The organism is Cucumibacter marinus DSM 18995, assembly GCF_000429865.1.
Lineage (GTDB): Bacteria > Pseudomonadota > Alphaproteobacteria > Rhizobiales > Devosiaceae > Cucumibacter > Cucumibacter marinus.
Map to the genome: position 1 here is coordinate 391,907 of NZ_AUCR01000002.1, position 23,195 is coordinate 415,101.

Sequence of the window (23,195 nt, forward strand, 5' to 3'; positions counted from 1 at the left end):
TCATGGGTCTTACCATCTATGTGGATGCTGATGCCTGCCCGGTGAAACCGGAGGTGTTGCGCGTCGCAGAGCGGCATGGCGTCCCGGTGACGTTTGTCGCCAATTTCGGGCTTCGGCCGTCACGCGACCCGATGATCCGCAATGTGATGGTGCCGCAGGGCGCCGACGCGGCTGATGACTGGATTGTCGAGCATGCGGGTTCTGGCGATATCGTGATTACCGCCGATATCCCGCTGGCGTCTCGGACCCTCGAGAAGGGCTGCGCGGTGCTCGGGCCGACGGGCAAGGCGTTTGACGAAACCTCGATCGGCATGGCCATGGCCATGCGCGATCTCAATCAGCATCTGCGCGAGACCGGCGAAAGCAAGGGCTACAATGCTTCCTTCACCACCCGTGACCGCTCAGCCTTTCTGGAGGCCATGGAGCTGGCCGTCAGGCGGGCGAAGACAACTGAGGCTTAGCGCCGTCCGAGCAGCGCCTTGCTGCCTGGCAGCTTCATCAGGGCCATGCCGAGGCGCATTTTGAGCGGCATCTTGTAGTCGCGCATGCGAAGAAAGGCAGCGAGCTCTTCGACGAACACCAATTCGTCGCGCTGATTGAATGCACGAAAATCGTGGATCATGACACCCCAGCCCGGCAGGGACTTCGAGGGACGCTTGCTGGTAACCTTCAACTCGTACCGCACAGTGTCACCTGGACGGACAGGCGTCTTGAAATCCATCGTGTTTACGCCAGGCGAGGGTCCGGAGATGCCAGGTTCCTCACCGGCCGCGATGATCTTTTCCTTCTCCGCCTCGAGCCGGGTGATGAACAGATACTGCCCCACACAGGCGGTATGCCAGCCGGAGGCGACCAGACCGCCAAAGGGTCCGGCGTTGGCGGCCTCGGGATCCGTGTGGAAATACTGCGGATCGTATTGTTGGGCGAAGGCGATGATATCGGGCTCGGTGAATTCATGCTCGCCGAGGTGAAAGACTTCATCGATCACGATGTCTTCGTACCAGCGGGTCATTCGCCGCCTCCCTCGCCGTCGGCACCTTCTCCGCCATCTCCGTCGCCGACCTCATCATCGCGGATGGGACTGCCCGGGTCACGCAAACCGATGAGATTGACCAAAGACATGGACATGAGCGGCTTGCCCTGCTGATTGCACATGTCAAATTCGAATGTAGCGATGCCGACCTCGGGGCGCGACCGCGAGCGGCGCAGATCAGTGACGGTGACCGTGCCAGTCAGCGTGTCATTGACCATGAAAGGCCGCTTCCATTTGAGGTCGCGAAACCCGAGCCCGCCCATGGATGCGGCTTTCCCAAGAAACGCCTCGACAAACAGGCCGAGCGCGAAGCCCGCGGTTTGCCAGCCTGAGGATGCGAGCCCGCCCAGGAGCGATTCCTTGGCAGCCTTCTCGTCGAGATGAAAAGGCAAAGGATCGTATTCGCGCGCAAAGGCGAAGATCTCCTGCTTGCCGATCGTGCGTTCACCCAGCGCGATCTGCTGGCCGACCGTAAGGTCCTCATAGTAGTGCTCGACCGTATTTGCCCTGTCGGTCATCACCTTGTCCGATTGTTGTCCCGGTTTATCCCGAGAAGCGGAACAGCATCACATCGCCGTCCTGAACCACATATTCCTTGCCCTCGTCACGTGCCTTGCCGGCTTCCTTGGCGGGCACTTCACCGCCAAGCGTCACATAGTCGTTGAAGCCGATGGTCTGGGCGCGGATGAAACCCTTTTCGAAATCGGTATGAATGACACCGGCGGCCTGCGGGGCACGGGTGCCCTGGCGGATCGTCCAGGCGCGAACTTCCTTGGGGCCGGCCGTAAAATATGTCTGCAGGTGCAGCAGTTCATAGCCTTCGCGGATCAAGCGATTGAGGCCGGGTTCCTCCAGCCCCAGTGAGGCGAGGTATTCGAGCTGTTCTTCATCATCGAGCTGAGCCAGTTCGGATTCGATGGCCGCGGAGATGATCACGGAGCCGGCGCCTTGTGCCTGAGCGTATTCGGCGACCTGCCGGGTCCACTCATTGCCCTGGGCAGCCGAATCCTCGTCGACATTGCAGACATAAAGAACCGGCTTGGCGGTCAGCAGCTGGAGTTCGCGGAAGGGCTTTTCTTCTTCGGGCGTGCGTTCGACATGGCGCGCCGCCTTGCCGTCGCGCAGCACTGCGAGGGTGCGGTTGACGAGGTCAAGGGTGATCTTGGCGTCCTTGTCCTGTCCGCGGATCTTCTTTTCGAGCGGACCGATGCGTTTTTCGAGGCTTTCGAGGTCGGCCAGCATCAGTTCGGTTTCGACCGTCTCGGCATCGGCGATCGGATCGACACGGCCGGAGACGTGAACGATGTCGTCATTTTCGAAACACCGCAGCACATAGGCGATGGCGTCGACTTCGCGAATGTTGGCCAAAAACTGGTTGCCGAGGCCCTCGCCCTGGGACGCTCCTTTGACGAGGCCGGCAATGTCCACAAAGCTCAGGCGCGCGGGAATGACTTCCTTCGGATTGACGATCTGCGCCAGTTTGTCGAGACGCTGGTCGGGCACGTTCACTTCGCCGACATTGGGTTCGATCGTGCAGAAGGGGAAGTTCGCGGCCTGTGCAGCCGCGGTGCGGGTGAGGGCATTGAACAAGGTCGACTTGCCGACATTGGGCAGGCCGACGATCCCGCATTTGAAGCCCATGGGCGATACTCCGAAAACCTTAGCGCCACCCTGTGCGGCGCAGCCGCAATGGGATAGGGCGGAGAGGGTCGTAAATCAAGCCTTGCGCGAAGGCGAACCGGGGGATGTGACCGTTCAGCCGCGCACGATCTTGAAGTTGAAATCCGTGGTGCCGAACACGCCCCAAAGACGCAGCCACAGGGGCAGGCTCTGTTCGAGGGCGCGCGCGGCCGTGATGTCGCCGAGATCGATCGGTTGGGTCCAACCGAATTCCTTGAGGATTTTCGAGACTTGCGCTTTGGCATCGCTCGAATTGCCGCAGAGGAACACGTCCCCTGGTTCGGACAATCGCGATGGATCGACCATCAGCGCCGAGTTCATGGTGTTGAGTGCCTTGACCACCCTTGAATTCGGGTAGGTCTTCTGGATGGTCTCGCCCAGCGAATTGGTGTTGGACAATTCAGGAATCAGCGAGGGCGGCATGCCGTTGGAAAAGTCCAGCGGATTGGTGATGTCGATCAACACCTTGCCCGCCAGATTGGCTTCCCCGGCTGCTGCCAGTGCCTCTAGAGCGACAGCCCCGTTGACGGCCAGAACGATCAGGTCGCCGAAGGCCGCGGCCTCCGAGAAGATGCCTGCGCGGGCATTCGGTCCGGTTTCCTTGACGAATTCAGCGGCCTTGAGGTTTCGCGCGGCGCGCGATCCCATCGTCACCTCATGGCCGAGATCGGCCAGTTTGCGGGCCAGCGACTGACCCACCATGCCCGTGCCCAAAACACCGATCTTCATGGCGGAATCCTTCCCGACGCGTGGTTTGGAGGAGATGCCAGAGCGTCCCGCAAAAATGCAGGAGATTCAATACATATAGGATTAGTCCTGACGGGATTCAGTCTTTGGAGCCGAAAAACTTCTTCAGCATGCCCGCCATCGGCCCATCGTCGGAGGGCTTTTCCTTGGCTGGGGCCGGTGGGGCTTTGGGTGCCGCCTTCGTGGCCTTGGGCTCCTGATCGATGGCCGGCCTGGTCGCCAGCGCCACCCGATTCATGAAATTGTTGGCATCCTTGCGGGCCAGCAGGGCTGCGTTGTCGGCCACCGCGTCGATCATCGCGTCGCGCCCCGGGGCTTCGGCCTTTGAAAAGTCACCAAGCACATGAGCGTGGACCCGCGCCTTGTCACCCGGATGCCCGATGCCGAGCCGGACCCGGTGAAAGTCCTTGCCGATATGCGCCTCGATCGAGCGAATGCCATTGTGGCCGCCATGGCCGCCACCGGTCTTCATCCGCACCTTGCCGGGGGCAAGATCGAGTTCGTCATAAATGACGGTCACATCGTCTGGGGTGAGCTTATAGAACTTCATGGCCGGGCCAACGCTGTCGCCCGAAGCGTTCATGAAGGTTTGCGGGGCAAGCAGAAGAATGCGCTCGCCATCGACTGTGCCGTCGGCGAGGAGGCCGGAGAATTTTTCGCGGAAGCTCGGGAAATTGTGGCGGCGCGCAATGGCGTCCACCGCCATGAAGCCGACATTGTGCCGGTTGTTTTCGTATTTCTTTCCGGGATTGCCGAGGCCGACGATGAGATGCATGGCCTGCTCCTGGAAGGAAGACGGCGGCCCTTGAGGCCGCCGTCAGCATGATCAGTCTTCGTCGTCGCCTTCGGCTTCGGCTTCAGGAGCAGCCTGTTCGGCGGCTTCTTCTTCCTCATCTGCGCCTTCTTCAGAACGCAGAGCAGACGGTGCGGCGATGGTCGCAATGGTGAAGTCACGATCCGTGATTGTCGGCGACACGCCTTCGGGCATCGGGATCAGCGACACGTGCAGGCTGTCACCAACCTCGGTGCCGGTCAGATCGATCGTGAAGGATTCGGGAACCGATTCGGCAGGCGCCGAGACTTCGACGGCGTGACGAACGATATTGAGAACGCCGCCGCGCTTGAGGCCGGGGGATTCTTCTTCGTTCACAAAGTGCACCGGCACTTCAACGGTCAGGCGCGAGGTCTTGGAAACGCGCAGGAAGTCGATATGCACGAGGAAGTCGCGGACCGGCTCGAGCTGGTAGTCGCGCGGGATCACGCGGACGGTCTCACCGTCGACATCGAGATTGATGACGTGGCTCAAAAAGCCACCATCGGTGATCCGCCGCATCGCGTCCTTGTAGACGACCGAAACAGGGACGGGGGGCTTGTTGTCACCATAGATAACGGCGGGTACGAGACCCTCCAGGCGCAGTTGACGAGCGGCCCCCTTGCCAACCCGTTCCCGCGCCGCTGCTTTAAGATCAGCGCTCATGGAATTCTCCAGGGTTTGCTGTGCGCCGAACCCCATGTCCGGCGCGGCGCCGACGTCCTCCAGGGGTGCACGCGGCGCTTCAAGCGGCGGTGTATAGATCAATCAAAGCCCCGCGACAAGGGCGTTGGCGCGCAGTTTGGCCAAGAGTGTGAATGGCAAAGGCCCCGCCGGTGCGGCCGGGCGTCCCGATTAGTCGAAAAGGCTCGAAACCGACCGCTCATGGGCGGTGCGGGCGATGGCCTCGCCGATCAGCGGTGCGATGGTGAAGCGCCGGATGTTCTTGGTGACGGCCACAAGCTCGGTCTCCGCGATGGAATCGGAGATCACCAGTTCCTTGAGCTTGGATTTGCCGACGCGTTCCGCGGCGCCGTTCGAAAGCACGCCATGAGTGATATAGGCCGAAACTTCGCTGGCGCCTGCCTCGAGCAGGGCTTCGGCCGCGTTGCACAAGGTGCCGCCTGAATCGACGATATCGTCGATGAGGATACAGCTCTGGCCGTCGACATCGCCAATGATGTTCATCACTTCCGACACGCCGGCACGGGGGCGGCGCTTGTCAACGATCGCCAGCGAGGCGCCAATGCGGCTTGCCACATTGCGGGCGCGGACCACGCCTCCGACATCGGGGGAAACGATCATCACCTTGTCGGTGTCGTAGTTCTCCTGGATGTCACGCACCATGACCGGCGCGGCATAGAGATTGTCGGTGGGGATATCGAAGAAACCCTGGATCTGCCCGGCATGAAGATCGAGGTTGAGAACGCGGTTGGCGCCGGCCTCGGTAATGAGGTTGGCGACCAGCTTGGCGGAGATCGGGGTGCGCGGCGCGGATTTGCGGTCCTGCCGGGCATAGCCGTAATAAGGGATCACCGCGGTAATGCGCCGGGCCGAAGAGCGGCGGAGCGCGTCGATGATGATCAGCAGCTCCATCAGGTTGTCATTCGCCGGGAAGGAGGTCGACTGGAGGACGAAGACATCCTCACCGCGGACGTTTTCCTTGATCTCGACGAAGATCTCTTTGTCGGCGAAGCGCCGGACATCGCAATCGGTGAGCTTTGTGTTGAGGTATTTGGCGACGTCGTGCGCCAGGGGCAGATTGGCGTTGCCGGTGACCAGTTTCATGATGCTGCCTCGGGCTCTTCGTGCCGCGCCGCCTCAGATGCGGCGGAAATGTTGGGTTTCCCATATACGCCCAGACCGCAGGGTTCAACTGGGCTGGCGCCGATGCGACACCAAATCCACCTGAAAAGTTAAGAATGGCCGTCAATGGGGCGCTGATTCCGGATTTCTGAGTCGGATCAACGCCGTGCGCCGCAAGCCTGACAGACAGATTCAGTCAGTGGCCTGTATCTGTCAGCGCGATGACGGATAGCTGGCGACCGGGGCTGCCCTGGCGGTGAGAGAAGTATTTCTCCGGGCTGGCGAAGGTCGAGGTGCCAACATGGCCGGGATCGGAAATGCCACCCTCGCGCAGCCGGGCGAGAACGAAGCCAGGCAGGTCAAAATGCTCCCTCTCGGCCCCGCGCGGGATGTGGATGAAGCGCTCATATTCCGGATTGCGGGCCACGAGGGCGTTGGCCCATTCATTGCCGACTTCATAGTCGGGCATGTGAATACAGGGACCAATCGCGGCACGGATATTGTCTCGGTCGGCGCCCAGTTTCTCCATCGCATCGATCGTTGCAGCGACCACATGGTCGACCGCGCCACGCCAACCGGCATGGCAGGCGCCGATGATGCGCGCCTCCGAGTCGGCGAACAGCACCGGGACGCAGTCGGCCGTCAGGACGCCAAGGCTGACACCGGGCCGGTCGGTCACCAACGCATCCGCCTCGGGCCGCGAGGCCTCGTCGAAAGGACCGGTTGCGGTGACCACCATCGCGCTGTGCACCTGCTTGGCGATCGCCAGGGTATCCGGCATCAAACCCAGCGAGCGCAGGACAATACGGCGGTTCTCAAGGACATTCTCAAGCACATCACCGCTGGCGGTCGAGCAGTTGAGACTGTCGTAAGGTGCAGAGGACACGCCTCCGGCACGACCGAAAAAGCCATGCAGTATGGCTGTGTCGCCGGAAAGGTTTGTGCATTTCTCGAAGGCTACGGTCATCGGGTTTCCCTTGTGGCCTCCTTTTCGGGCCCGACCAAACAGGCGGTCAGGCCGAAAGCGTCATCACCTTGAACAACTCGCCCATCTGGTCGGACGCCGTGAGCCGGGTGAATGCAGTTTTTGTTGTATCAGCTTCCTCGGGATTTTTTGAGGCCAGATCGTGCGCGCGTTGCCCGATGCCATGGTCAGCCAGGAATTGGGCCTGTGTCGTCAGGCTATAGTTGAGGCCGCGTTCACGCGCGATCTCGCCGAGTGCCCCGAAATCCACATGGGCCGTCAGGTCGGCGTGTCCGGGATCGGCGAAGGGATCCGCGAAACGATGCCCGGCGACTGCCTGGAACGTGTCGCCGGTCTGGGTGTCCGCATAGCCGTAATCGATGAAGAGCGCTGCCCCGCCGCGGGCCTTGAGGAGGTCGGCGACTTCGGCGATGAGCTGCCTGGCCCCAAAATTGACTTCCCAGATGGCGCCCTCCGGGGCATCGGCGATGGCCGGGGGAAGGTTGGCCTCCGGCATCGGGGTTGGCGACAGGCCGAAGGCGAATTGGCCGTCGACAAGCCCGATCTCGCGTTCGTGCCAGGCTCCGTCGGCCTTCTGGTACTGCGTGATCGGCAGGGCATCGAGGAACTCGTTGCCGATCATCAGCACGGGCGGCCCGCTATCCGGTAGTTCACCCAGGTCCCTGATCCATTCAGGATTGGCATGCGCCAGTCTGTCTGCCTGTTGGGCACGCAGGGTGAGGCTCGCTTCCAGCAAATGCAGATTGGCGGCGTCGGCGAGGCCAGGCACCTTACCCAACACCCGCCATGCGTCGGCCATCAGCGTTCCGCGCCCTGGCCCGAACTCCACAATGTCGACTGGGTTGGGAGAACCCAGGCCCTGCCATCTCGTGGCCGCCCAGACCCCGATCATTTCCCCGAACATCTGAGAAATCTCGGGCGCGGTAATGAAATCGCCGTCCTGCCCGATCGGGTTGCCCGTGGTGTAGTAGCCATGGTCGGGACGCAGCAGGCAAAGCCGCATATAGGCCGACAGAGAAATTGGCCCGGACTGGGCAATCATGCCTTCGATAAAGCGTCTTTGCTTATTGTTGGCAGTCGTCACGGGCCGGTCAGCCTTCGGCGCCAGCACGGTCGGCCGGCTTGCGCATGGCGTAGGCGATCAGGCCGATGCCGGCGATCAGAACCGGCAGCGACAGCACCATGCCCATGGTCAGCCCGAAAGGCAGGTAGCCGATATGGGCGTCCGGTTCGCGGACCATCTCTACAAGAATGCGAGAAAGGCCGTATCCGATGCCGAACAGGCCGGCGATGAGACCGGGGCGCTTGAGCGCGCCAAAGAAGCGAATGAGGATGAAGAACAGCCCGAAAAGCAGCAGGCCTTCGAGTGCGGCTTCATAAAGCTGGCTCGGATGACGCGGTTCCGGACCGCCCATGGGGAACACAATGCCCCAAGGCAGATCAGTCGGGCGGCCGAACAGTTCCCCATTGATGAAATTGGCGATGCGCCCAAAACACAGCCCGATGGGGGCGGCAGCCCCCAGCAGGTCGAGCAATGGCAAGAGCGGCGCCTTGTGGCGGCGCGCGAACCAGGTGATCGCGATGATCATGCCCAACAGACCGCCATGGAAGGACATGCCGCCGGCCCACAGCATCGGGATTTCCGCCGGATTGGCGGCGAAATAGGCGGGATTGTAGAAGATCACATAGCCCAGCCGGCCGCCGACGATGATGCCGATGACGGCCCAGAACAGGAAATCGAGCCATTGTTCGCGGGTCAGGGGCGGGGCGTCTGCCGGCCACAGGCTCTGTCGAGCGATCAGGCGGGTGCCGTAGAACCAGCCCAGCCCGATACCGACGATATAGGCGAGGGCGTACCAGCGCACCACAAGCGGGCCAATGGCAAAGGCGACTGGGTCGATTTCGGGGAAAGGCACGCTGTTACGCTCGCATTCTGTCCAAGGTCGGCGGCACATTGCCGCCGGACCCGGCACTGGTCAAGCGCCGGTGCGCTCCCTACATTCTGGTCACCTGATTTGAGTGCAAAGGACCTCACCATGACCCAGGGCAGCAAGTTTTTCGACGATCTGGCCAAAGTGATGAACGACGCGGCCGGAATGGCGGATGGCGTCCGCCGCGAAGCGGAAACCGCATTCAAGGCGCAGATGGAGCGCATCGTCGCCGATCTCGATCTCGTCAAGCGCGAGGATTATGACGCCTTGCGCGAGCTCGTTCAGATCCAGGGCGAGGAAATCGCGCAGCTCCGCCGTGATCTCGAAAATTTCAAGGGAAAGAAGAAGGTATCGTAACGGGACAGAAATGCCGGGATTGAGGGCATTCGATTAATCGCACGTTAACCTTTGAGCGCCGATCATCCACAAGAGAAATCCGGTCTGAGTCCCCCGGACAGTCCACCACAGACCGGACCCGGTGTAGGGTGATGATGCGATGAAGATTCGCGATGGTGCGGCACATTTCCGGATCGTCGACCGGCCAGGTAAAGGGCCGGGAATGCAAGCATTTTCACCGTGCGGGCAGGCGGGTTTTTCCGCGTGTCGAACTCAAATCTACGAGCTTTGCGAGGCCCGGCATGTCCCTGATTGAACTGGAACTTGAGCGCAGCGTTCACCCGGTCGATATCATCGAGCATATTGCGTCGATCAATGACTGGTCTTTTGACCGTCAGGACGCGGATGAGATCTCGATTTCGGTGCGCGGGGGCTGGTCGGATTATCACGTCTCCTTCACCTGGATGGAGGATATCGAGGCGCTGCATCTGGCATGCGCCTTCGATCTCAAGATTCCCGATGCGCGGCGTAACGAGGTGAAGCAGCTTATCGCCCTGATCAACGAGCAGCTCTGGATCGGGCATTTCGACAATTGGAACAATGAATCCATGGTTCTGTTCCGCAATTCGCACATGCTCAATGGCGGCGCAGAAGTGTCACCCTTGCAGTGCGAGGCGTTGATGAAGTCCGCCGTCGAGAGCTGCGACCAGTATTATCAGGCGTTCCAATTCGTCGTCTGGGCCGGCAAATCTGCGGGCGAGGCGCTGTCTGACGTCATGTTCGAAACCGTGGGCGAGGCGTGAGTTTAACCAGGGCAACACCGCTCGTCCTGATCGGCGCGGGCAAGATGGGAACGGCCATGGCGGGCGGATGGCTCGCCAAGGGCCTGCCGCCGCACGGCCTGACCTTGGTCGATCCGTCGCCGGCCGAAGCTGTGATCGAGTTTGCGCGCAAGCACGGCGTTCAGATCGCCGATGCCGTGCCGCGGGAATCCGCGCGGGTCATTGTGCTTGCCGTCAAACCCCAGGTGATGGGTGAAGTCATGGGCGACGCGGCCATGGCCGTCGGCCCTGATACACTGGTGGTTTCGATTGCCGCCGGCATACCTATGGCGAAGCTGAGCGCCGGCACCGGCACGCATCGTGTTGTCAGAGTGATGCCAAACACACCGGCACAAATCGGCAAGGGCATCTCCGGGGCCTATGCGGGGGACATCTCGGCTGAAGACAGGGACGTGGCGACCGCGTTGCTCGAAGCTGCCGGGCGCGTGGTCTGGGTCGACAACGAGACCGATATCGATGCGGTAACCTCTGTTTCCGGTTCCGGTCCGGCCTATGTGTTCCATCTCGTTGAAGCGCTGGCGGCTGCAGGTGAGGCCGAAGGGTTGCCGGCGGAGACTGCAATGGCGCTGGCGCGGCAGACGATCATTGGTGCCGCGGGACTGCTCGAGGAAGACGACTGGATCCCGGCGGCCAAGCTTCGCGAAAATGTGACTTCGCCCAAGGGCACCACCGCCGCGGCGCTTGACGTGCTGATGGCCAATGAGGACGGGCTGAGAGACTTGATGAGACGGGCGGTTCATGCTGCACGGCTGCGGGCAGAGGAATTGGGCCAGTGACGGACACGATCAGCTTCGACGATTTTCTCAAGGTCGATATCCGGACCGGCACGATTGTCGAAACCCGTGATTTTCCCGAGGCCCGCAAGCCCGCGATCATCATGTTGATCGATTTCGGGCCGGAACTGGGGATCAAGAAATCCTCGGCCCAGATCACCGTGCATTATTCGCCAGACGAGCTCGTGGGGCGGCAGGTGATGGCTGTCGTAAACTTCCCGCCGCGGCAGATCGGGCCGCTCAAATCGGAAGTGCTGACGCTGGGCTATGAAGACGAGAATGGTGACATCGTCCTGGCGGCCGTCGACAAGCCGGTGCCGAACGGCCAACGCCTGATGTAGCTGCCGGATTGATTCAACCGGTTTGACCAAGGGCCTGAAATCAAAACTGTTTCAGCGGCGTCAGAGATAGTCCTTGAGGACGTCTGTGAGGTGCAGATCGTCGAGGGTCTTGCGATCCTCGGGCTGGACCATCTGCTCGAGAAAGCGTGCAACCAGCTTGTGGCCGTCGGGTGGCAAGGCGTCGAGCGCCTTCGATACCCGAGCTGCCTGCAGATCCGTGAGGGTGCCGATCAAGTTGACGCCCTTGGCGGTCGGATAAAGCAGCCGCTGGCGCCGGTCGGTCGGTCCGGTGATCTGCTCGATATAGTCGCTTTCGACCAGTTGCCGCAGCACGCGAGCCAGGCTTTGTTTTGTAATGCGCAGAATATCCAGCAATTCGGCGACCGTCATGCCGGGCTTCCGATTGACGAAATAGAGAACCCGGTGATGCGCCCGCCCAAAGCCCTGCTTGGCGAGAAGGGCATCGGCATCGCGCACGAAATCCCGATAGGCGAAGAACAGGAGCCCCATCAGATCGAGGGGTTGTCCGGTCCGGGCTGAATTTATGTCAGCCTTATTGACATTAATTTCGGGTGCTGGCATCGTGATTCCAGTCGCCAAGACTTTCGGTCTTATCCCAGAGCCAATTGGATTTGCCAAGTCTGGGGCGGCGGCGCACAATGGTGCTTCACAAGCAAAACGCGAGAAATGGAGAGAAGAAGATGGCCGGTTTGCCCTTGGACCAGCGCGAAGGCTGGATCTGGTTCGACGGCGAAATGGTGCCCTGGAAGGACGCCAAGGTGCATGTGCTGACCCACGCCATGCATTATGCTTCGTCGGTTTTTGAGGGGCAGCGCGCCTATGGCGGGCAGGTGTTCAAGCTGCACGAACACTCCGAGCGGCTGATCAATTCCGCCCGTATTCTCGATTTCAAGATTCCCTACAGCGCCGATGAGATCGACGCCGCCTGCAATGCCGTTCTCGAAAAGAACGGGCTGACCGACGCCTATATGCGTCCGGTCGCGTGGCGCGGCTCCAAGGAATTGGGGCTCTATGCGCGGAACAACCCCGTGCATCTGGCGATCGCCGCCTGGGAATGGCCCAGCTATTTCACCCCCGAGCAGCGGCTCAAGGGAATCCGGCTGACGATCTCAGACTGGCGCCGTCCGGCGCCGAATTCGACCCCCTATGCTTCCAAGGCAGCCGGGCTCTACATGATCTGCACGCTCTCCAAGCAGGCCGCGGAGGACAAGGGTTTCGGCGACGCGCTGATGCTCGATTATCGCGGGCAGGTGGCTGAGGCGACCGGGGCGAATATCTTCTTTTACAAGGATGGCGAGCTGCACACGCCGCTGCCGGACTGTTTCCTTGATGGCATCACCCGCCGCACCGTCATCGCACTGGCCAAGGCCAAGGGGATCAAGGTCATCGAACGCGCGATCATGCCCGAGGAAATGGGCGACTATGACGAGTGTTTCCTGACCGGTTCGGCCGCGGAAGTGACCCCTGTGTCCGAGATCGACCAGTACACCTTCACGCCGGGCGAGATCTGCAAGGACATGATGGAAAGCTATTCGCGCGAAGTGCAGCCCAAGCGGGCCGCTGCTGAATAGGGCCCAATTCATCCGATCCTCATCCTGAGCTTGTCGAAGGGTGGGGATCAATTTATCCCACCCTCGTGGTTCGCCCCGGTCATTGGCCGGGGCTTCCTTTTTTCCTAGGACTTCCAGCGGTCGCGGGCGGTGTCGTCTGTCGCCTTGGCCTCGACCCAGTTTTCACCTTGAGGACCCGCTTCCTTTTTCCAGAAAGGGGCGTCGGTCTTGAGCCAGTCCATCACAAAGTTGGCGCCGTCGAAGGCGGCTAGCCGGTGCGGAGACAGCGCCATGACCATGACGATGACCTCGCCGGGCTTCATGGTGCCGAAACGATGGATGGCGGCGATATCGGTGAGTTTGAAGCGCTCAAGTGCTTCTTCGGCGAAGCGGGTGATCTGGGCTTCGGCCATTCCCGGATAGTGTTCGAGGGTAAGGCTGGTCACCGGCTTGTCGGGCGTCGAGCGGACGGTGCCGACGAAGCTCACAAAGGCACCGGTCTCCTCGCGGCCTTTGAGGAAGGCATTGGTTTCCGCGCCGGGATCGAAGGGTTCGGCCTGCAGACGCACACGGGGCATGTCAGCCCCCGGTCATGGGCGGGAAGAGGGCGATGGTGCCGGCCCCGGCGATCGGGGCGTCGTGGTCAACCAGTTCCTCGTCCCGCGCCGCCCGGATGGCCTTGCGGTCCTCCAGCAGCAGAGCGAAGCTCTCATCGCCGTCTGCCAGCCAGTCGAGCAGGTCGGAGACGGTGACGACTTCGGCAGGGGGATCGACTTCGTCACCGGAGCGATTGAGCCGTTCCCTGATCCAGGCGAAATAGACGAGCTTCATACCTTGGCTCCCGAAAGATGCGGCCAGGCCTTCATGAAATATTCGACCCCCGTATAGACCGTCAGCACCGCTGCCAGCCAGACCAGCCCGTGGGCGGCGAGTTCGAGGCCAGGGACGAGCGGCACCACCAGCATGGCGCCGAGCGCGATGAGTTGGGTCATGGTCTTGTATTTGGCGATCGCGGTGACGTGCACGGTAACACCCTCGCTGCCGAGATGTTCGCGCAGGCCGGAGACTGCTATCTCGCGCATCATGATGGCAATGGCGGCCCAGGTGAGGCCTGTGGTGAAGCTGCCTGCAAAGGCGAAGGCGATCAGCAGCGCGCCGACCAGCAGCTTGTCGGCGATGGGATCGAGCATGCGCCCCAGCGGGGACACGGCGTTCATTCGCCTTGCCAGCGCCCCGTCGAAGAAATCGGTAATGGCCGCAATCACATAGAGAGCAAAGGCGAACCACTGCGCGACCGGGTTGCCGGTCAGGAACAGGAAGATGATGACCGGAATGGCGACGATCCGGCTCAGTGTCAGGATATTGGGCAGGTTCATCGGTCTCGGCCTTGGTTCGGTACCCTATCTCATTGTGATCGCGTCGTTTTTGCGAATAACCGGCATCCACTTTTCGCACGATGCTTTAGCCAACAGGAGCGATCAGGCCCGGTCAAGCGCAGTGTCACCGGATCAACTGCTCCGGTTGAAGTGATCATAGATCTTTTGCGCCATTTCCGAGGAGATGCCGCTGATCGCTTGCAGATCGGCCTGCGAGGCGCGGGACACGGCCTTGGCCGAGCCGAAATGGTTGAGCAGCGCGCGCTTGCGGGTCGGTCCGATCCCTTCGATCTCATCAAGGGGGTTCTTGACCATCTCCTTTTTGCGGCGGGCGCGGTGGGTGCCGATGGCAAAGCAGTGGGCCTCGTCGCGCAGGCGCTGGACGTAATAAAGGACCGGATCACGGGCCGGCAGCATGAAGGGCTCGCGGCCTTCCATATGGAAGGTTTCGCGCCCGGCATTGCGCTCCTCGCCCTTGGCGATGCCGATCAGGGCCACATGGCGCGGCAGGTCCATTTCACTCAAGATTTCGCGTACCGCGCCGAGCTGGCCCTTGCCGCCATCGATGAGCAGCACATCCGGCCATTCGGGCATTGTGGCGGAGTCATCGGCATCGGGGTCGACGGTCTCGGTTTCGGGATCGGTTTCGTTGATCAGCCGGGTGAAACGCCGGGTCAGCACTTCGCGCATCATGCCGAAATCGTCGCCCGGGGTCAGCTCGGTCGATTTGATGTTGAAGGTGCGGTAGTGCTTCTTCGACAGGCCCTCCCGCCCGGCAACGATCATGCCGCCAACGGCATTCGTGCCCTGGATGTGGGAGTTGTCGTAGACCTCGATGCGGCGTGGGGTTTCCTCCAGCCCGAAGGTTTCCCTAACGCCTTCGAGCAGCTTTTGCTGAGAGGCGGTTTCCGAGAGCTTGCGCCCCAGCGCCTCGCGGGCATTGGTCAGCGCGTAGTCGACCAGTTCGCGCTTTTCGCCCCGCTTGGGTGCGGTGATGCGGACCTTGGATTTCGAGCGGATATAGAGTGCTTCGGCTACGAGGTCCTGCTCCAGCAATTCGTGCGAGACCAGCACGTCGCGGGGCGCCGTCCGGCCTTCATAGAACTGGGCGACAAAGGCGGTCAGCACCTCTTCGTCGGTCAACTCCTTGTCGGCGCGGGGGTAGTAGGCGTGGTTGCCCCAGTTCTGGTGGGCGCGGAAGAAAAAGACCTGAACGCAGAACTGGCCGGCCTCGTGATGGATGGCAAACACGTCGGCATCGGCGAGGCTCTGGGCGGTCATGTCGCCCTGGCTCTGGATAAGGGCCAGCGCGCTGAGCCGGTCGCGCAGCAATGCGGCTCGCTCGAAATCGAGGTTTTCGGCGGCCTCGTTCATGTCCTTTGAAAGCTCGTCCTGCACCTTCTTGGTCTTGCCCATCAAAAAGGCGCGGGCATCCTCGACCAGCGCTTCGTAGTCGGGGATTGAAATCTCCCCGGTGCAGGGCGCGGCGCAGCGCTTGATCTGATGCTGCAGGCAGGGCCGGGTGCGGCTTTGGTAGAAGCTGTCGGTGCAGTTGCGCAAAAGGAAAGCCTTTTGCAGCGCCGTGATCGTCTTGCGCACCGAATGGGCCGAGGCGAAGGGACCGAAATAGTGCCCCTTTCGGCGCCGGACGCCGCGATGCAACAGGATTTCAGGCGCCTCATGCTCGGTGGCAATCAGGATGTAGGGGAAGCTCTTGTCGTCGCGCAGCAGCACATTGTAGCGCGGCTTGAGGCGCTTGATGAGGTTGGCCTCGAGCAGCAGGGCTTCGCCCTCGGTCTCGGTGGTCACGAACTCCATGGAGCGGGTGGCCGAGATCATCCGCCCGATGCGCAGCGAGTTGCCTTCATAGCGGGTGTAGTTATTCACCCGGGCCTTGAGGCTGCGGGCCTTGCCGACATAAATCACCTGGCCCTTGTCATCGAGCATGCGATAGACGCCGGGGGAGGCAGGCAGGGTGCGCACAAAGGCCTTGATGATGTCAGGGCCGGATTTTTGCGCTTCCTGATGCTGTTCCTGACTCATTCGTCGCCGTCCTTGCGGCGCCAATTGAGGTGCGCACCGCCATCGAGGGCCAGCATCTGGCCGGTGATCGAGGGTGTCTCAATGAGAAACAGCGCCGCCCGCGCGAAGTCCTCGAGGTCTGCTCCTTGACCGAGCGGCAGGGCACGCTGGCTTGCCTCGAACTCTTCTTCGGTCTGGTGGACGTCCTGCAGGGTCGGGCCAGGACCAATGGCGTTGACGCGGATATGCGGGGCGTAGGTGAGGGCCATATTTCGGGTGGCGGTCCACAGCACTGACTTCGACAGATAGTAGCTGAAGAATTCGGTATCGGGACGCAACACGCGTTCGTCGATCATGTTGATCACTGAACCGCTTGCGCCTTCGGGCAACTGACGGGCGAAGTCCGCGGCCAGGCGCGTCGGAACTTCGGCGTGGAGGGTGAAATGGATGTGCCAGTGGTCCTCGTCTATCGCGTGGGCGGTATCGGCGTGGAAGACTGAGGCGTTGTTGATCAGAATGGTGAGCGGCCCAAAGGGTTCGCCGGCGCGCTCGACCAAGGTACCGCGTGCCTTTGTGTCCGTGAGGTCGGCGCCAATGCAAGCGGCCGCGCCACCCTCATTGTTGATTTTCGCCACCAGGTCTTCGGCCTTTGATCGCGACCGGTTGTAGTGAACGATCACTTTGAAGCCGGCCTTGGCCAGGCCGCGCGCCATGGCCGCGCCAATGCGGTCGGCTGCGCCGGTGATCAGGGCGACACCGCTCATATCGAGTTTCCCGTATCCGTTTTCCGTTTCCCGTGCCGCACTATGCGCCGGGAATCGTCACCATGTTCATGTGATAAACGAAATACACATAGCCGAGATAGGCGACAGTCATCACGGCGCCTTCAATCCTGCCAATCTTGCGACCCATCAAGACGAGAGGCAGCAGCAAGGCCGAGGTCGCCAGCATCACCCAGAAGTCGAAGCGCAGGAAGTTCTCCGGCACGCTGAGCGGAAAGAATGTGACGATGAGGCCGAGGATGAACAGGATGTTGAAAATGTTCGATCCGACCACATTGCCTATGGCGACAGCATGCTGACGCCGCATGGCGGCGGCCATGCCGGCGGCAAATTCGGGCAGTGACGTACCCAGGGCAACAATGGTCAGGCCCACGGCGCTGTCGGCCACCTGCCAGGTTGCGGCGATGGCGAGTGCATTGTCAGTGGTCAGCTTGGCGCCAAGCGGCAGGCCGATAAGGCCAGCCACGAGGAACAGGACAATGCGCTTGGTGTCGTCGGGTGCTTCTTCAAGCTCCTCAAAGGCTTCAGCGGCATCGCGATTCTTCATGTCCCGGCGGGCATGATGGAAGGAATAGCCCACGAAAATCGCGAGAAACGCCAACAGGACGACGCCGTCCATGGCCGACAAGGAGCCATCGAGAGACAGTCCGATGAGGATCACCGAGATCGCGATCATGAACAAGGTCGAGCGCCGGATGCCGTTCTGCCGGCAGTCTATGGCGCAAAACAGGGCTGGTACGCCGAGCACGAACAGCACATTCGTGATGTTGGAGCCGACCACATTGCCCAGCGCCAGGCCGGCCGCGCCCTTTTGTGCCGCATCGAGTGACACCACCAGCTCCGGGGCGGATGTGCCCATGGCAACGATGGTGAGGCCGATGACGAGCGGGGGAATGCCCACGCGTTTGGAGAGGCCCACCGCGCCGCGTACAAGCAAATCACCCGCCAGAATGAGAACAGTCAGACCAACGAGCAGCAGCACATAAATCATATCGGCCCTTGTTTCGGCGGGTAGTCAGCGGGAAGGCGCTCCGGAACCGGGCGCAGATCACGCCAATATGGTGAGGACAATCAGGATTTAAAGGGGGGCACATTCGGGTTTGTGAATGGCGCTATGGGGGAGACCACACTATTTTGACGTCATGAGGGGCGGTTCATGCTGACAACGACGCATATGCTGGTAGCCGGGGCGACGCTTTCGCGTCCCAGCCAGCGCTGGTATCACATCGCCGCCGCGTGGTTCGGGGGTTTCTTCCCCGATATGAGCGTGTTCGTCATGGTCGGCTATGGCCGGGCGATGATGGACAATGCCAATCTGTGGAGAAAGCCGGAGGGCCTCTACTGGCAAGAGCCATGGCAGACCTTTTCGGCGATCTCGAATTCGATGCCACTGTATGCGTCGCTGATCGCCCTCGGCTACTGGATCAGCCGCGCCAGCGAGCGGTTGCGTGGCTGGGGTGTCGGGCTGATGCTTTTTGCCGGGGCGGCCATGACCCATGTGGTCCTCGACTTCCCCGTTCATACCGATGATGCCCATATTCATTTCTGGCCCTTGACTGACTGGCGTTTCCATTCGCCGGTCAGCTATTACCAGCGCGACCATTATGGCGGCCTCGTCGGCACCGTGGAAATCGTTGTCGGGGTCATTCTGGCGGCACTGGTGATCTGGCGGTTCAGGCGCTGGCCGCTCACGGTTCTCGCGGTGCTGCTGGCGCTACCCTATTTCCTTTCCATCGGCCTTATCTTCTTCTGGGACCCGTTCTGATCAATCGGTGTGATAGATCTGTTCGGTTATCTCCCAGGTCTGGTCGCTGCAATTGTCATCGATTCCAAACGAGTCGGCCACGAAGCCGTTTTCGACCAAACGCCAAACTCCGATCGCTCCGCAGTCGTAGTAGCCGTAACGGGGCACCCAATGAGCGGTCAGCGTGACCTGATCCGGATCAAAATCAACTTCCGGCAGCCGGTCGGTCGCCCACCATCCGCTCTCTCCGTCGGTGATTGCGAAGTATTTTTGATTGAACTTACGAAGGGTGTCGTCCCTTTCAATATAGATACGAAATGTATAGGGAACGTGGTGACCGCCGAAACAGGGAACGAGGTACAGGTTAGTGTCCCCGTCGAGAAGGTAAGTCAAACCCCAGAACTGTTCTTCATCTTCCCGTGGCAGAATACACGTACCGTCGCCCTTGTGCTGCGCGAGAAGGGCATCAGGGATTGTATATTTCGGCTCGTCTGGCTGAGGTGCTTCGGGTGGCGTGTTGGCGACCTCTTCACGCCAGCGCTCAACCGCCTTGTTGAGCACGGGACCCCAATCGACGTCCTGCTGGGCCGGTTCGACGGCGCTCGACGGCGCCGCCAGTAACAACGCGATCAACGCCGCTGAGAACCACTTCCGCATCTCGCCCATCCCTTCGGCCATTCGTTGGTTGACCTGACGTGGGGTCAGATCGGTCGGCTTCAAGTCGGGGCTTTTCTCACCGGCTGCGAAATCTCACGGGTAGACCTGCGGGAACTCGCCGCCGAAATCGCCGTCGCATTCGTCCTTGGCGTAATAGCTTTCGAGCTTGAAGGCGTAGTCGCTCCAGACCCAATTGCCGGCCGTGCCACAATCGGCAAGACCGCGGCCCTTATAGAAGGCGCTCAGCCTGTTCGTTTCCGGTTCGAAAGCGATGTTGAAAAGCCGGTCGGTGCCGGTCCAGCCCAAGGCCTCGGAATAGTCCGCGAAATAGAGCGGCTCGAAGGAAGTGAAGGGTGCACGGGCGACGTAGAGCCGGAATGTGACATTGTAGGCATGGCTGGTGCAGGGGACGATATAGAGCTTTGTTGTTTCGCCGAGATCATGCACTTCACCCCAATCGGCATGGACGACGTCCTGCATGGGATCGCAGGTGCCGCTGGCCGCGTGTTGCTGCAGGAGGGCGGCGGGCAGGCTGCCATTGGGCCCGGTCGCCTGCCCCACGCGCTCCAGGCCCTTGGGGTCGGCACCGGCCACGCGCTCGGCGCCTACACGGCGCTGCTGTTCGTCGATCCAGAGCAGAGATGCAGCGAGGCCGCGTAGCGAGAACGCGGCTTCATGGGGCGTGCCCTGATCGTCGGTGAAGGCGAAGCGGGCCGTGTTTCCGGGCACGAGGTGATCGAGGGTGAACTGGGCGGCGTCGCCCATGAGGAAATAGTCGTTGATCGCGCCAAAGGCGGCGTAGTCGCGTCCCGGCTCGGCGTTCAGTTCGGCATCGTCGATGGCGATGTTGAGCACGGAGGTTTCGGCGGGCATGGCGATGACCGCCGTGAACGAGACTTCCCAATAGGGCGCATCGGGATGTCGACCGACCCTGAGGATATGATCTGCCACGCGGCCACCCGCCCCGACATTCACATAGGCGGTTGCCGAGCAATAATCGGTGGTGGGCCGGCAGGCCGCCAGCCAGTCATCGAAATAGCGCCGTGTCTCGCCGAATGGCTGGGCGAGGCCCGGCCATGCCAGCGCGAAAAGGCAGGCGATGGTGAGGGCAAATCGGGTCAGGGGGCGGAACATGTGCCACTCCATGTTGGGTGCACCTGGCGATAGCGCCACAAAATGCCCGGTTGATGACATCAATCAAGCCATTTCGGTAGGGCCCGGTTCGCGGTAACTTTTTTGTGCGCTCCGCTTCCGGAGTCGCAAATGAGGAGGGAACAATGGAAACCATTATTGCCCTGATTATCCAGGCGGTGGCGGGCGGTGTCGGCGGTGTCGGGACCGGACAGGTCGCCAAGAATGTCAGCCTCGGCCAGACCGGCAATATCATTGCCGGTGTGATCGGCGGGGTTGGCGGCACCTGGCTTGCTGGCATCATTCCGGGGCTGGAAGGCCTTGTGGGGGCCGGCGGGCTTGACGCGGGCGCCATCGTCGGGCAGGCGGTCACCGGTCTTGTCGGTGGCGGCATCCTGACCGGGATTGCTGGCTTTGCGAAGAACGCGATGGGCGGCAAATAAGGTTTCATCCACGCTGCGAACTGGCGCTCCGATCCAGCCGGACCGGGGCGCCGATGCTTTTTGGAGAGAATGATGGCCGGGGAAACGGCGGCGAACGGAAACAGCAATGGACGCGGAATCATGCTCGCCCTCATGGCGATCATGGTGTTCGGCGGGCAGGATGTGGCCGGCAAGATCCTGGTGCAGGACTATGCGCCGGCCCAGATCGTGATGATCCGCTATTGGTCGTTCGCCGCCTTTGCGCTGTTTCTCGTCATGCGGCAGGGCAAGCTGCGCCATGCCTTCCGCGCCAGGCGGCCGCTGGTGCATGTGCTGCGCGGGGCATTGCTGATCGCCGACGTGCTGTTGTTCGCGCTGGCGGTGCAGACGCTGCCGCTGGGTGAACTGCACGCGGTCCTGTTGCTGTTCCCGATCCTTGTGACCGTGTTCTCGATCCCGCTTCTCGGGGAGACGATCGGTCCGTTCCGCTGGGGGGCGGTGTTTGCCGGGTTTGTCGGCTCGCTGATCATTCTGCGGCCGGGCTTCGGCGAATTCGATATCGGGCTGGTCTATGGTCTCGCCGCGGCGGTGGTGTTCGCGCTCTACAATGTGCTCACGCGATTGACCGCACGGGACGACAGCACGGCGACGGCGATGCTCTATGCGGGCGTGGTGGGGCTGGTGGTGTCGGGCGCCATCGGCATCTTCTACTGGGTGCCGCTGACGCTTGAGGCCTGGGGGCTGATCGCGATCACCTGGGTTTCGACGGCTCTCGGGCACTTTCTGATGATGCGTTCGCTGCATTTTGCGCCGGCAAGCCTGCTGCAGCCGTTCAACTTTTTGATGCTGCCCTGGGCGATTCTGATGTCACTGATCTTTTTCGGGGTGGGGATCGATCCGATTTCGCTTGTGGGCGCCACGATCATCATTGCGGCAGGGCTGACCGTGACCTGGCGCGAGCGGGTGAAGGCGCGGGCTGTGACGCCGGCCATGTTTGCCGCCTCGGCGGGGGAAGCGACGACCCGGCAGCAGGTCAGCGCCGCAGAAATGCCCAGAGATAAAACCCCAGCGCCATGAGGGCGATGATCAGCCCGAGCGGGCCGACGCCATAAGCGAGAAGGATCGGAATCGGGCCGAGCAGGCCGGGGAACACATAGATTGCCAACAGGAGCGGGCCGAACCCCACAATGGTGAGGACGGCGGCCATCAGGGCGAACATGTGGGCGGAGCGCCAGAGATTCATGCGAATGCCTATCCTTTGGTCAGGTCCGCAATGCGGTTGCGCAAGGCGGGGAGAAGCTCGGCTTCGAACCAGGGGTTTTTCTTTTGCCAGCCGAGGGTACGCCAGCTCGGGTGGGGGAGGACAAAATAATCCGGTAAATAATCACGCCAGGCGGCAACGGTCGCTGTCAGGGTCTTGTGACGGCGCGAACCCAGATACCGCTTCTGGGCGTATTGCCCCACCAGCAGCACGAGATCGAGGCCCGGGAAGCCCGCCATCATTCGCTCATGCCAGAGCGGGGCACATTCGGGGCGGGGCGGCAGGTCGCCGCCCTTGTCGTTGACGCCCGGGTAGCAAAATCCCATGGGCATGATGGCAATCCTGCCTTCGTCGTAGAAGGTGTCCGTGTCCATCTGAAGCCAGTCGCGCAGGCGCTCGCCGCTGGCGTCGTTCCATGGCACGCCGGATTCATGCACCCGCGTACCCGGCGCCTGGCCGATGATCATCACCCGCGCTTGCGCTTCGCCACGCACGACCGGCCGGGGGCCGAGAGGCAGGTGGGCGGAACAATGAGTGCAGGCGCGGATCTCGCGCTTGATCTCGGCCAGAGCCGCGTCGGGCAAGTCGGCGTCAGGCATCGTTTTTGCTAGTCGTTGAGAACGAAGGTGACCTTGAGGTTGACGCGATACTCGATGATCTTGTCGTCCTTAACAACGACCTTCTGGTCCTGCACCCAGGCACCCTCGATGTTCTTGAGCGTCTCGGTGGCGCGTTCGATGCCCTTGTGGATGGCATCCTCGAAGCTCTGGGGCGAGCTGGCGATAATCTCGGTAACACGGGCGACGGACATGATGTCCTCCTTTTGTGCCGCAACGGGGAAGGGCCGGCGCAGAGTGGCAAAGCGTCGGTGCGGCGAATGCCGCGACAGAACAATGCCAGCCTTTGCGGGAAGTTCCAAATCCGGCAACGGGTTGCGGGGAAGG

The 23,195-nt window shown here is 61.5% G+C and carries 31 protein-coding genes; 9 read left to right on the forward strand and 22 right to left on the reverse strand.

Features of this window, described 5'->3' with window-relative positions:
* Positions 1–2: 2 nt before the first annotated feature.
* Positions 3–461, forward strand: a complete 459-nt coding sequence (locus G489_RS0105060; protein WP_029040622.1) for a YaiI/YqxD family protein — start codon at positions 3–5, stop codon at positions 459–461.
* Here G489_RS0105060 and G489_RS19145 read toward each other — a convergent pair.
* From G489_RS19145 to lgt, 10 genes are all read right to left on the reverse strand, one after another.
* Positions 458–1,012, reverse strand: a complete 555-nt coding sequence (locus tag G489_RS19145) for a MaoC family dehydratase (protein ID WP_051332318.1) — start codon at positions 1,010–1,012, stop codon at positions 458–460. The two genes, G489_RS0105060 and G489_RS19145, sit on opposite strands and share 4 nt — an antisense overlap.
* Positions 1,009–1,551, reverse strand: coding sequence for a MaoC family dehydratase (locus G489_RS19150; RefSeq protein WP_051332319.1), 543 nt, complete (start codon positions 1,549–1,551; stop codon positions 1,009–1,011). Before G489_RS19150 ends, G489_RS19145 begins: the two co-directional genes overlap by 4 nt.
* A gap of 25 nt (positions 1,552–1,576) precedes the next feature.
* A complete protein-coding gene (gene ychF / locus G489_RS0105075) occupies positions 1,577–2,674 on the reverse strand; it encodes a redox-regulated ATPase YchF (RefSeq protein WP_029040623.1) in 1,098 nt (365 codons plus the stop codon).
* 114 nt (positions 2,675–2,788) lie between these two features.
* Positions 2,789–3,442, reverse strand: coding sequence for an NADPH-dependent F420 reductase (locus G489_RS0105080; protein ID WP_029040624.1), 654 nt, complete (start codon positions 3,440–3,442; stop codon positions 2,789–2,791).
* Between the two features lie 97 nt (positions 3,443–3,539).
* Entirely contained in the window at positions 3,540–4,235 is a 696-nt protein-coding gene (pth, locus tag G489_RS0105085; protein WP_029040625.1) for an aminoacyl-tRNA hydrolase, read from the reverse strand.
* Positions 4,236–4,286: 51 nt separating this feature from the next.
* Positions 4,287–4,937, reverse strand: a complete 651-nt coding sequence (locus tag G489_RS0105090; RefSeq protein WP_029040626.1) for a 50S ribosomal protein L25/general stress protein Ctc — start codon at positions 4,935–4,937, stop codon at positions 4,287–4,289.
* 189 nt (positions 4,938–5,126) lie between these two features.
* Entirely contained in the window at positions 5,127–6,059 is a 933-nt protein-coding gene (locus tag G489_RS0105095; protein ID WP_029040627.1) for a ribose-phosphate pyrophosphokinase, read from the reverse strand.
* 214 nt (positions 6,060–6,273) lie between these two features.
* Positions 6,274–7,044, reverse strand: a complete 771-nt coding sequence (pgeF, locus tag G489_RS0105100; RefSeq protein ID WP_029040628.1) for a peptidoglycan editing factor PgeF — start codon at positions 7,042–7,044, stop codon at positions 6,274–6,276.
* Between the two features lie 46 nt (positions 7,045–7,090).
* Positions 7,091–8,146, reverse strand: a complete 1,056-nt coding sequence (locus G489_RS0105105; protein WP_210162570.1) for a class I SAM-dependent methyltransferase — start codon at positions 8,144–8,146, stop codon at positions 7,091–7,093.
* Between the two features lie 7 nt (positions 8,147–8,153).
* Positions 8,154–9,017 (reverse strand): prolipoprotein diacylglyceryl transferase, encoded by an 864-nt coding sequence (lgt, locus tag G489_RS0105110; protein WP_035871493.1) that lies wholly within the window; start codon positions 9,015–9,017, stop codon positions 8,154–8,156.
* A gap of 81 nt (positions 9,018–9,098) precedes the next feature.
* On the opposite strand from lgt, the gene G489_RS0105115 reads away from it, so the two are divergent.
* The 4 genes from G489_RS0105115 (at position 9,099) to G489_RS0105130 (ending at position 11,285) form a co-directional block, all read left to right on the forward strand.
* A complete protein-coding gene (locus G489_RS0105115; RefSeq protein WP_029040631.1) occupies positions 9,099–9,350 on the forward strand; it encodes an accessory factor UbiK family protein in 252 nt (83 codons plus the stop codon).
* Between the two features lie 281 nt (positions 9,351–9,631).
* Positions 9,632–10,132 carry a type III secretion system chaperone family protein gene (locus G489_RS0105120; protein WP_029040632.1) on the forward strand — a complete coding sequence of 167 codons (501 nt, stop codon included), beginning with the start codon at positions 9,632–9,634 and terminating at the stop codon, positions 10,130–10,132.
* Entirely contained in the window at positions 10,129–10,947 is an 819-nt protein-coding gene (proC, locus tag G489_RS0105125) for a pyrroline-5-carboxylate reductase (RefSeq protein WP_029040633.1), read from the forward strand. Before G489_RS0105120 ends, proC begins: the two co-directional genes overlap by 4 nt.
* Positions 10,944–11,285 carry a tRNA-binding protein gene (locus tag G489_RS0105130; RefSeq protein ID WP_051332321.1) on the forward strand — a complete coding sequence of 114 codons (342 nt, stop codon included), beginning with the start codon at positions 10,944–10,946 and terminating at the stop codon, positions 11,283–11,285. The genes proC and G489_RS0105130 overlap by 4 nt, the downstream gene beginning before the upstream one ends.
* 60 nt (positions 11,286–11,345) lie before the next feature.
* Here the strand turns inward: G489_RS0105130 and G489_RS0105135 are convergent, their stop codons facing one another.
* A complete protein-coding gene (locus tag G489_RS0105135) occupies positions 11,346–11,867 on the reverse strand; it encodes a MarR family winged helix-turn-helix transcriptional regulator (protein WP_051332322.1) in 522 nt (173 codons plus the stop codon).
* A gap of 119 nt (positions 11,868–11,986) precedes the next feature.
* Here G489_RS0105135 and G489_RS0105140 point away from each other — a divergent pair, with 119 nt between their 5' ends.
* Positions 11,987–12,877, forward strand: a complete 891-nt coding sequence (locus G489_RS0105140) for a branched-chain amino acid aminotransferase (protein ID WP_029040636.1) — start codon at positions 11,987–11,989, stop codon at positions 12,875–12,877.
* A 104-nt stretch (positions 12,878–12,981) separates the two neighbouring features.
* Here the strand turns inward: G489_RS0105140 and G489_RS0105145 are convergent, their stop codons facing one another.
* The 6 genes from G489_RS0105145 to G489_RS0105170 all read right to left on the reverse strand — a co-directional run bounded on the left by G489_RS0105145 (position 12,982) and on the right by G489_RS0105170 (position 18,027).
* Positions 12,982–13,434 carry a molybdenum cofactor biosynthesis protein MoaE gene (locus G489_RS0105145; RefSeq protein WP_029040637.1) on the reverse strand — a complete coding sequence of 151 codons (453 nt, stop codon included), beginning with the start codon at positions 13,432–13,434 and terminating at the stop codon, positions 12,982–12,984.
* 1 nt (position 13,435) lies between these two features.
* Positions 13,436–13,687 carry a MoaD/ThiS family protein gene (locus tag G489_RS0105150; protein WP_029040638.1) on the reverse strand — a complete coding sequence of 84 codons (252 nt, stop codon included), beginning with the start codon at positions 13,685–13,687 and terminating at the stop codon, positions 13,436–13,438.
* Complete coding sequence (gene pgsA / locus G489_RS0105155; protein ID WP_210162571.1) at positions 13,684–14,232, reverse strand: CDP-diacylglycerol--glycerol-3-phosphate 3-phosphatidyltransferase; 549 nt, start codon at positions 14,230–14,232, stop codon at positions 13,684–13,686. Before pgsA ends, G489_RS0105150 begins: the two co-directional genes overlap by 4 nt.
* Positions 14,233–14,364: 132 nt before the next feature.
* On the reverse strand, positions 14,365–16,275 hold the full coding sequence (gene uvrC / locus G489_RS0105160; RefSeq protein ID WP_029040640.1) for an excinuclease ABC subunit UvrC: 1,911 nt from the start codon (positions 16,273–16,275) through the stop codon (positions 14,365–14,367).
* Positions 16,272–17,018, reverse strand: coding sequence for an SDR family oxidoreductase (locus G489_RS0105165; protein ID WP_029040641.1), 747 nt, complete (start codon positions 17,016–17,018; stop codon positions 16,272–16,274). Before G489_RS0105165 ends, uvrC begins: the two co-directional genes overlap by 4 nt.
* Before the next feature lie 40 nt (positions 17,019–17,058).
* Complete coding sequence (locus G489_RS0105170; protein ID WP_029040642.1) at positions 17,059–18,027, reverse strand: calcium/sodium antiporter; 969 nt, start codon at positions 18,025–18,027, stop codon at positions 17,059–17,061.
* A gap of 165 nt (positions 18,028–18,192) precedes the next feature.
* Here G489_RS0105170 and G489_RS19155 point away from each other — a divergent pair, with 165 nt between their 5' ends.
* Entirely contained in the window at positions 18,193–18,801 is a 609-nt protein-coding gene (locus G489_RS19155; RefSeq protein ID WP_051332323.1) for a hypothetical protein, read from the forward strand.
* Here the strand turns inward: G489_RS19155 and G489_RS0105180 are convergent, their stop codons facing one another.
* A complete protein-coding gene (locus G489_RS0105180; protein ID WP_029040643.1) occupies positions 18,802–19,500 on the reverse strand; it encodes a hypothetical protein in 699 nt (232 codons plus the stop codon). It abuts the gene before it with no gap.
* Positions 19,501–19,530: 30 nt separating this feature from the next.
* Positions 19,531–20,571, reverse strand: coding sequence for a DUF1176 domain-containing protein (locus G489_RS21610; RefSeq protein ID WP_029040644.1), 1,041 nt, complete (start codon positions 20,569–20,571; stop codon positions 19,531–19,533).
* A 143-nt stretch (positions 20,572–20,714) separates the two neighbouring features.
* On the opposite strand from G489_RS21610, the gene G489_RS0105190 reads away from it, so the two are divergent.
* Positions 20,715–21,011: a hypothetical protein gene (locus G489_RS0105190; protein ID WP_029040645.1), complete on the forward strand. Its 297-nt coding sequence runs from the start codon at positions 20,715–20,717 to the stop codon at positions 21,009–21,011.
* Positions 21,012–21,131: 120 nt separating this feature from the next.
* Positions 21,132–22,067 carry a DMT family transporter gene (locus G489_RS19165; protein ID WP_162142403.1) on the forward strand — a complete coding sequence of 312 codons (936 nt, stop codon included), beginning with the start codon at positions 21,132–21,134 and terminating at the stop codon, positions 22,065–22,067.
* Here the strand turns inward: G489_RS19165 and G489_RS0105200 are convergent.
* The 3 genes from G489_RS0105200 to G489_RS0105210 are packed head-to-tail and all read right to left on the reverse strand — an operon-like array spanning position 22,024 to position 23,062.
* Positions 22,024–22,233, reverse strand: coding sequence for a hypothetical protein (locus tag G489_RS0105200; protein ID WP_029040646.1), 210 nt, complete (start codon positions 22,231–22,233; stop codon positions 22,024–22,026). The genes G489_RS19165 and G489_RS0105200 overlap by 44 nt on opposite strands.
* Positions 22,234–22,241: 8 nt before the next feature.
* Positions 22,242–22,850 carry a uracil-DNA glycosylase family protein gene (locus G489_RS0105205; protein ID WP_035871497.1) on the reverse strand — a complete coding sequence of 203 codons (609 nt, stop codon included), beginning with the start codon at positions 22,848–22,850 and terminating at the stop codon, positions 22,242–22,244.
* A gap of 8 nt (positions 22,851–22,858) precedes the next feature.
* Positions 22,859–23,062: a dodecin family protein gene (locus G489_RS0105210; RefSeq protein ID WP_029040648.1), complete on the reverse strand. Its 204-nt coding sequence runs from the start codon at positions 23,060–23,062 to the stop codon at positions 22,859–22,861.
* Between the last annotated feature and the right edge of the window lie 133 nt (positions 23,063–23,195).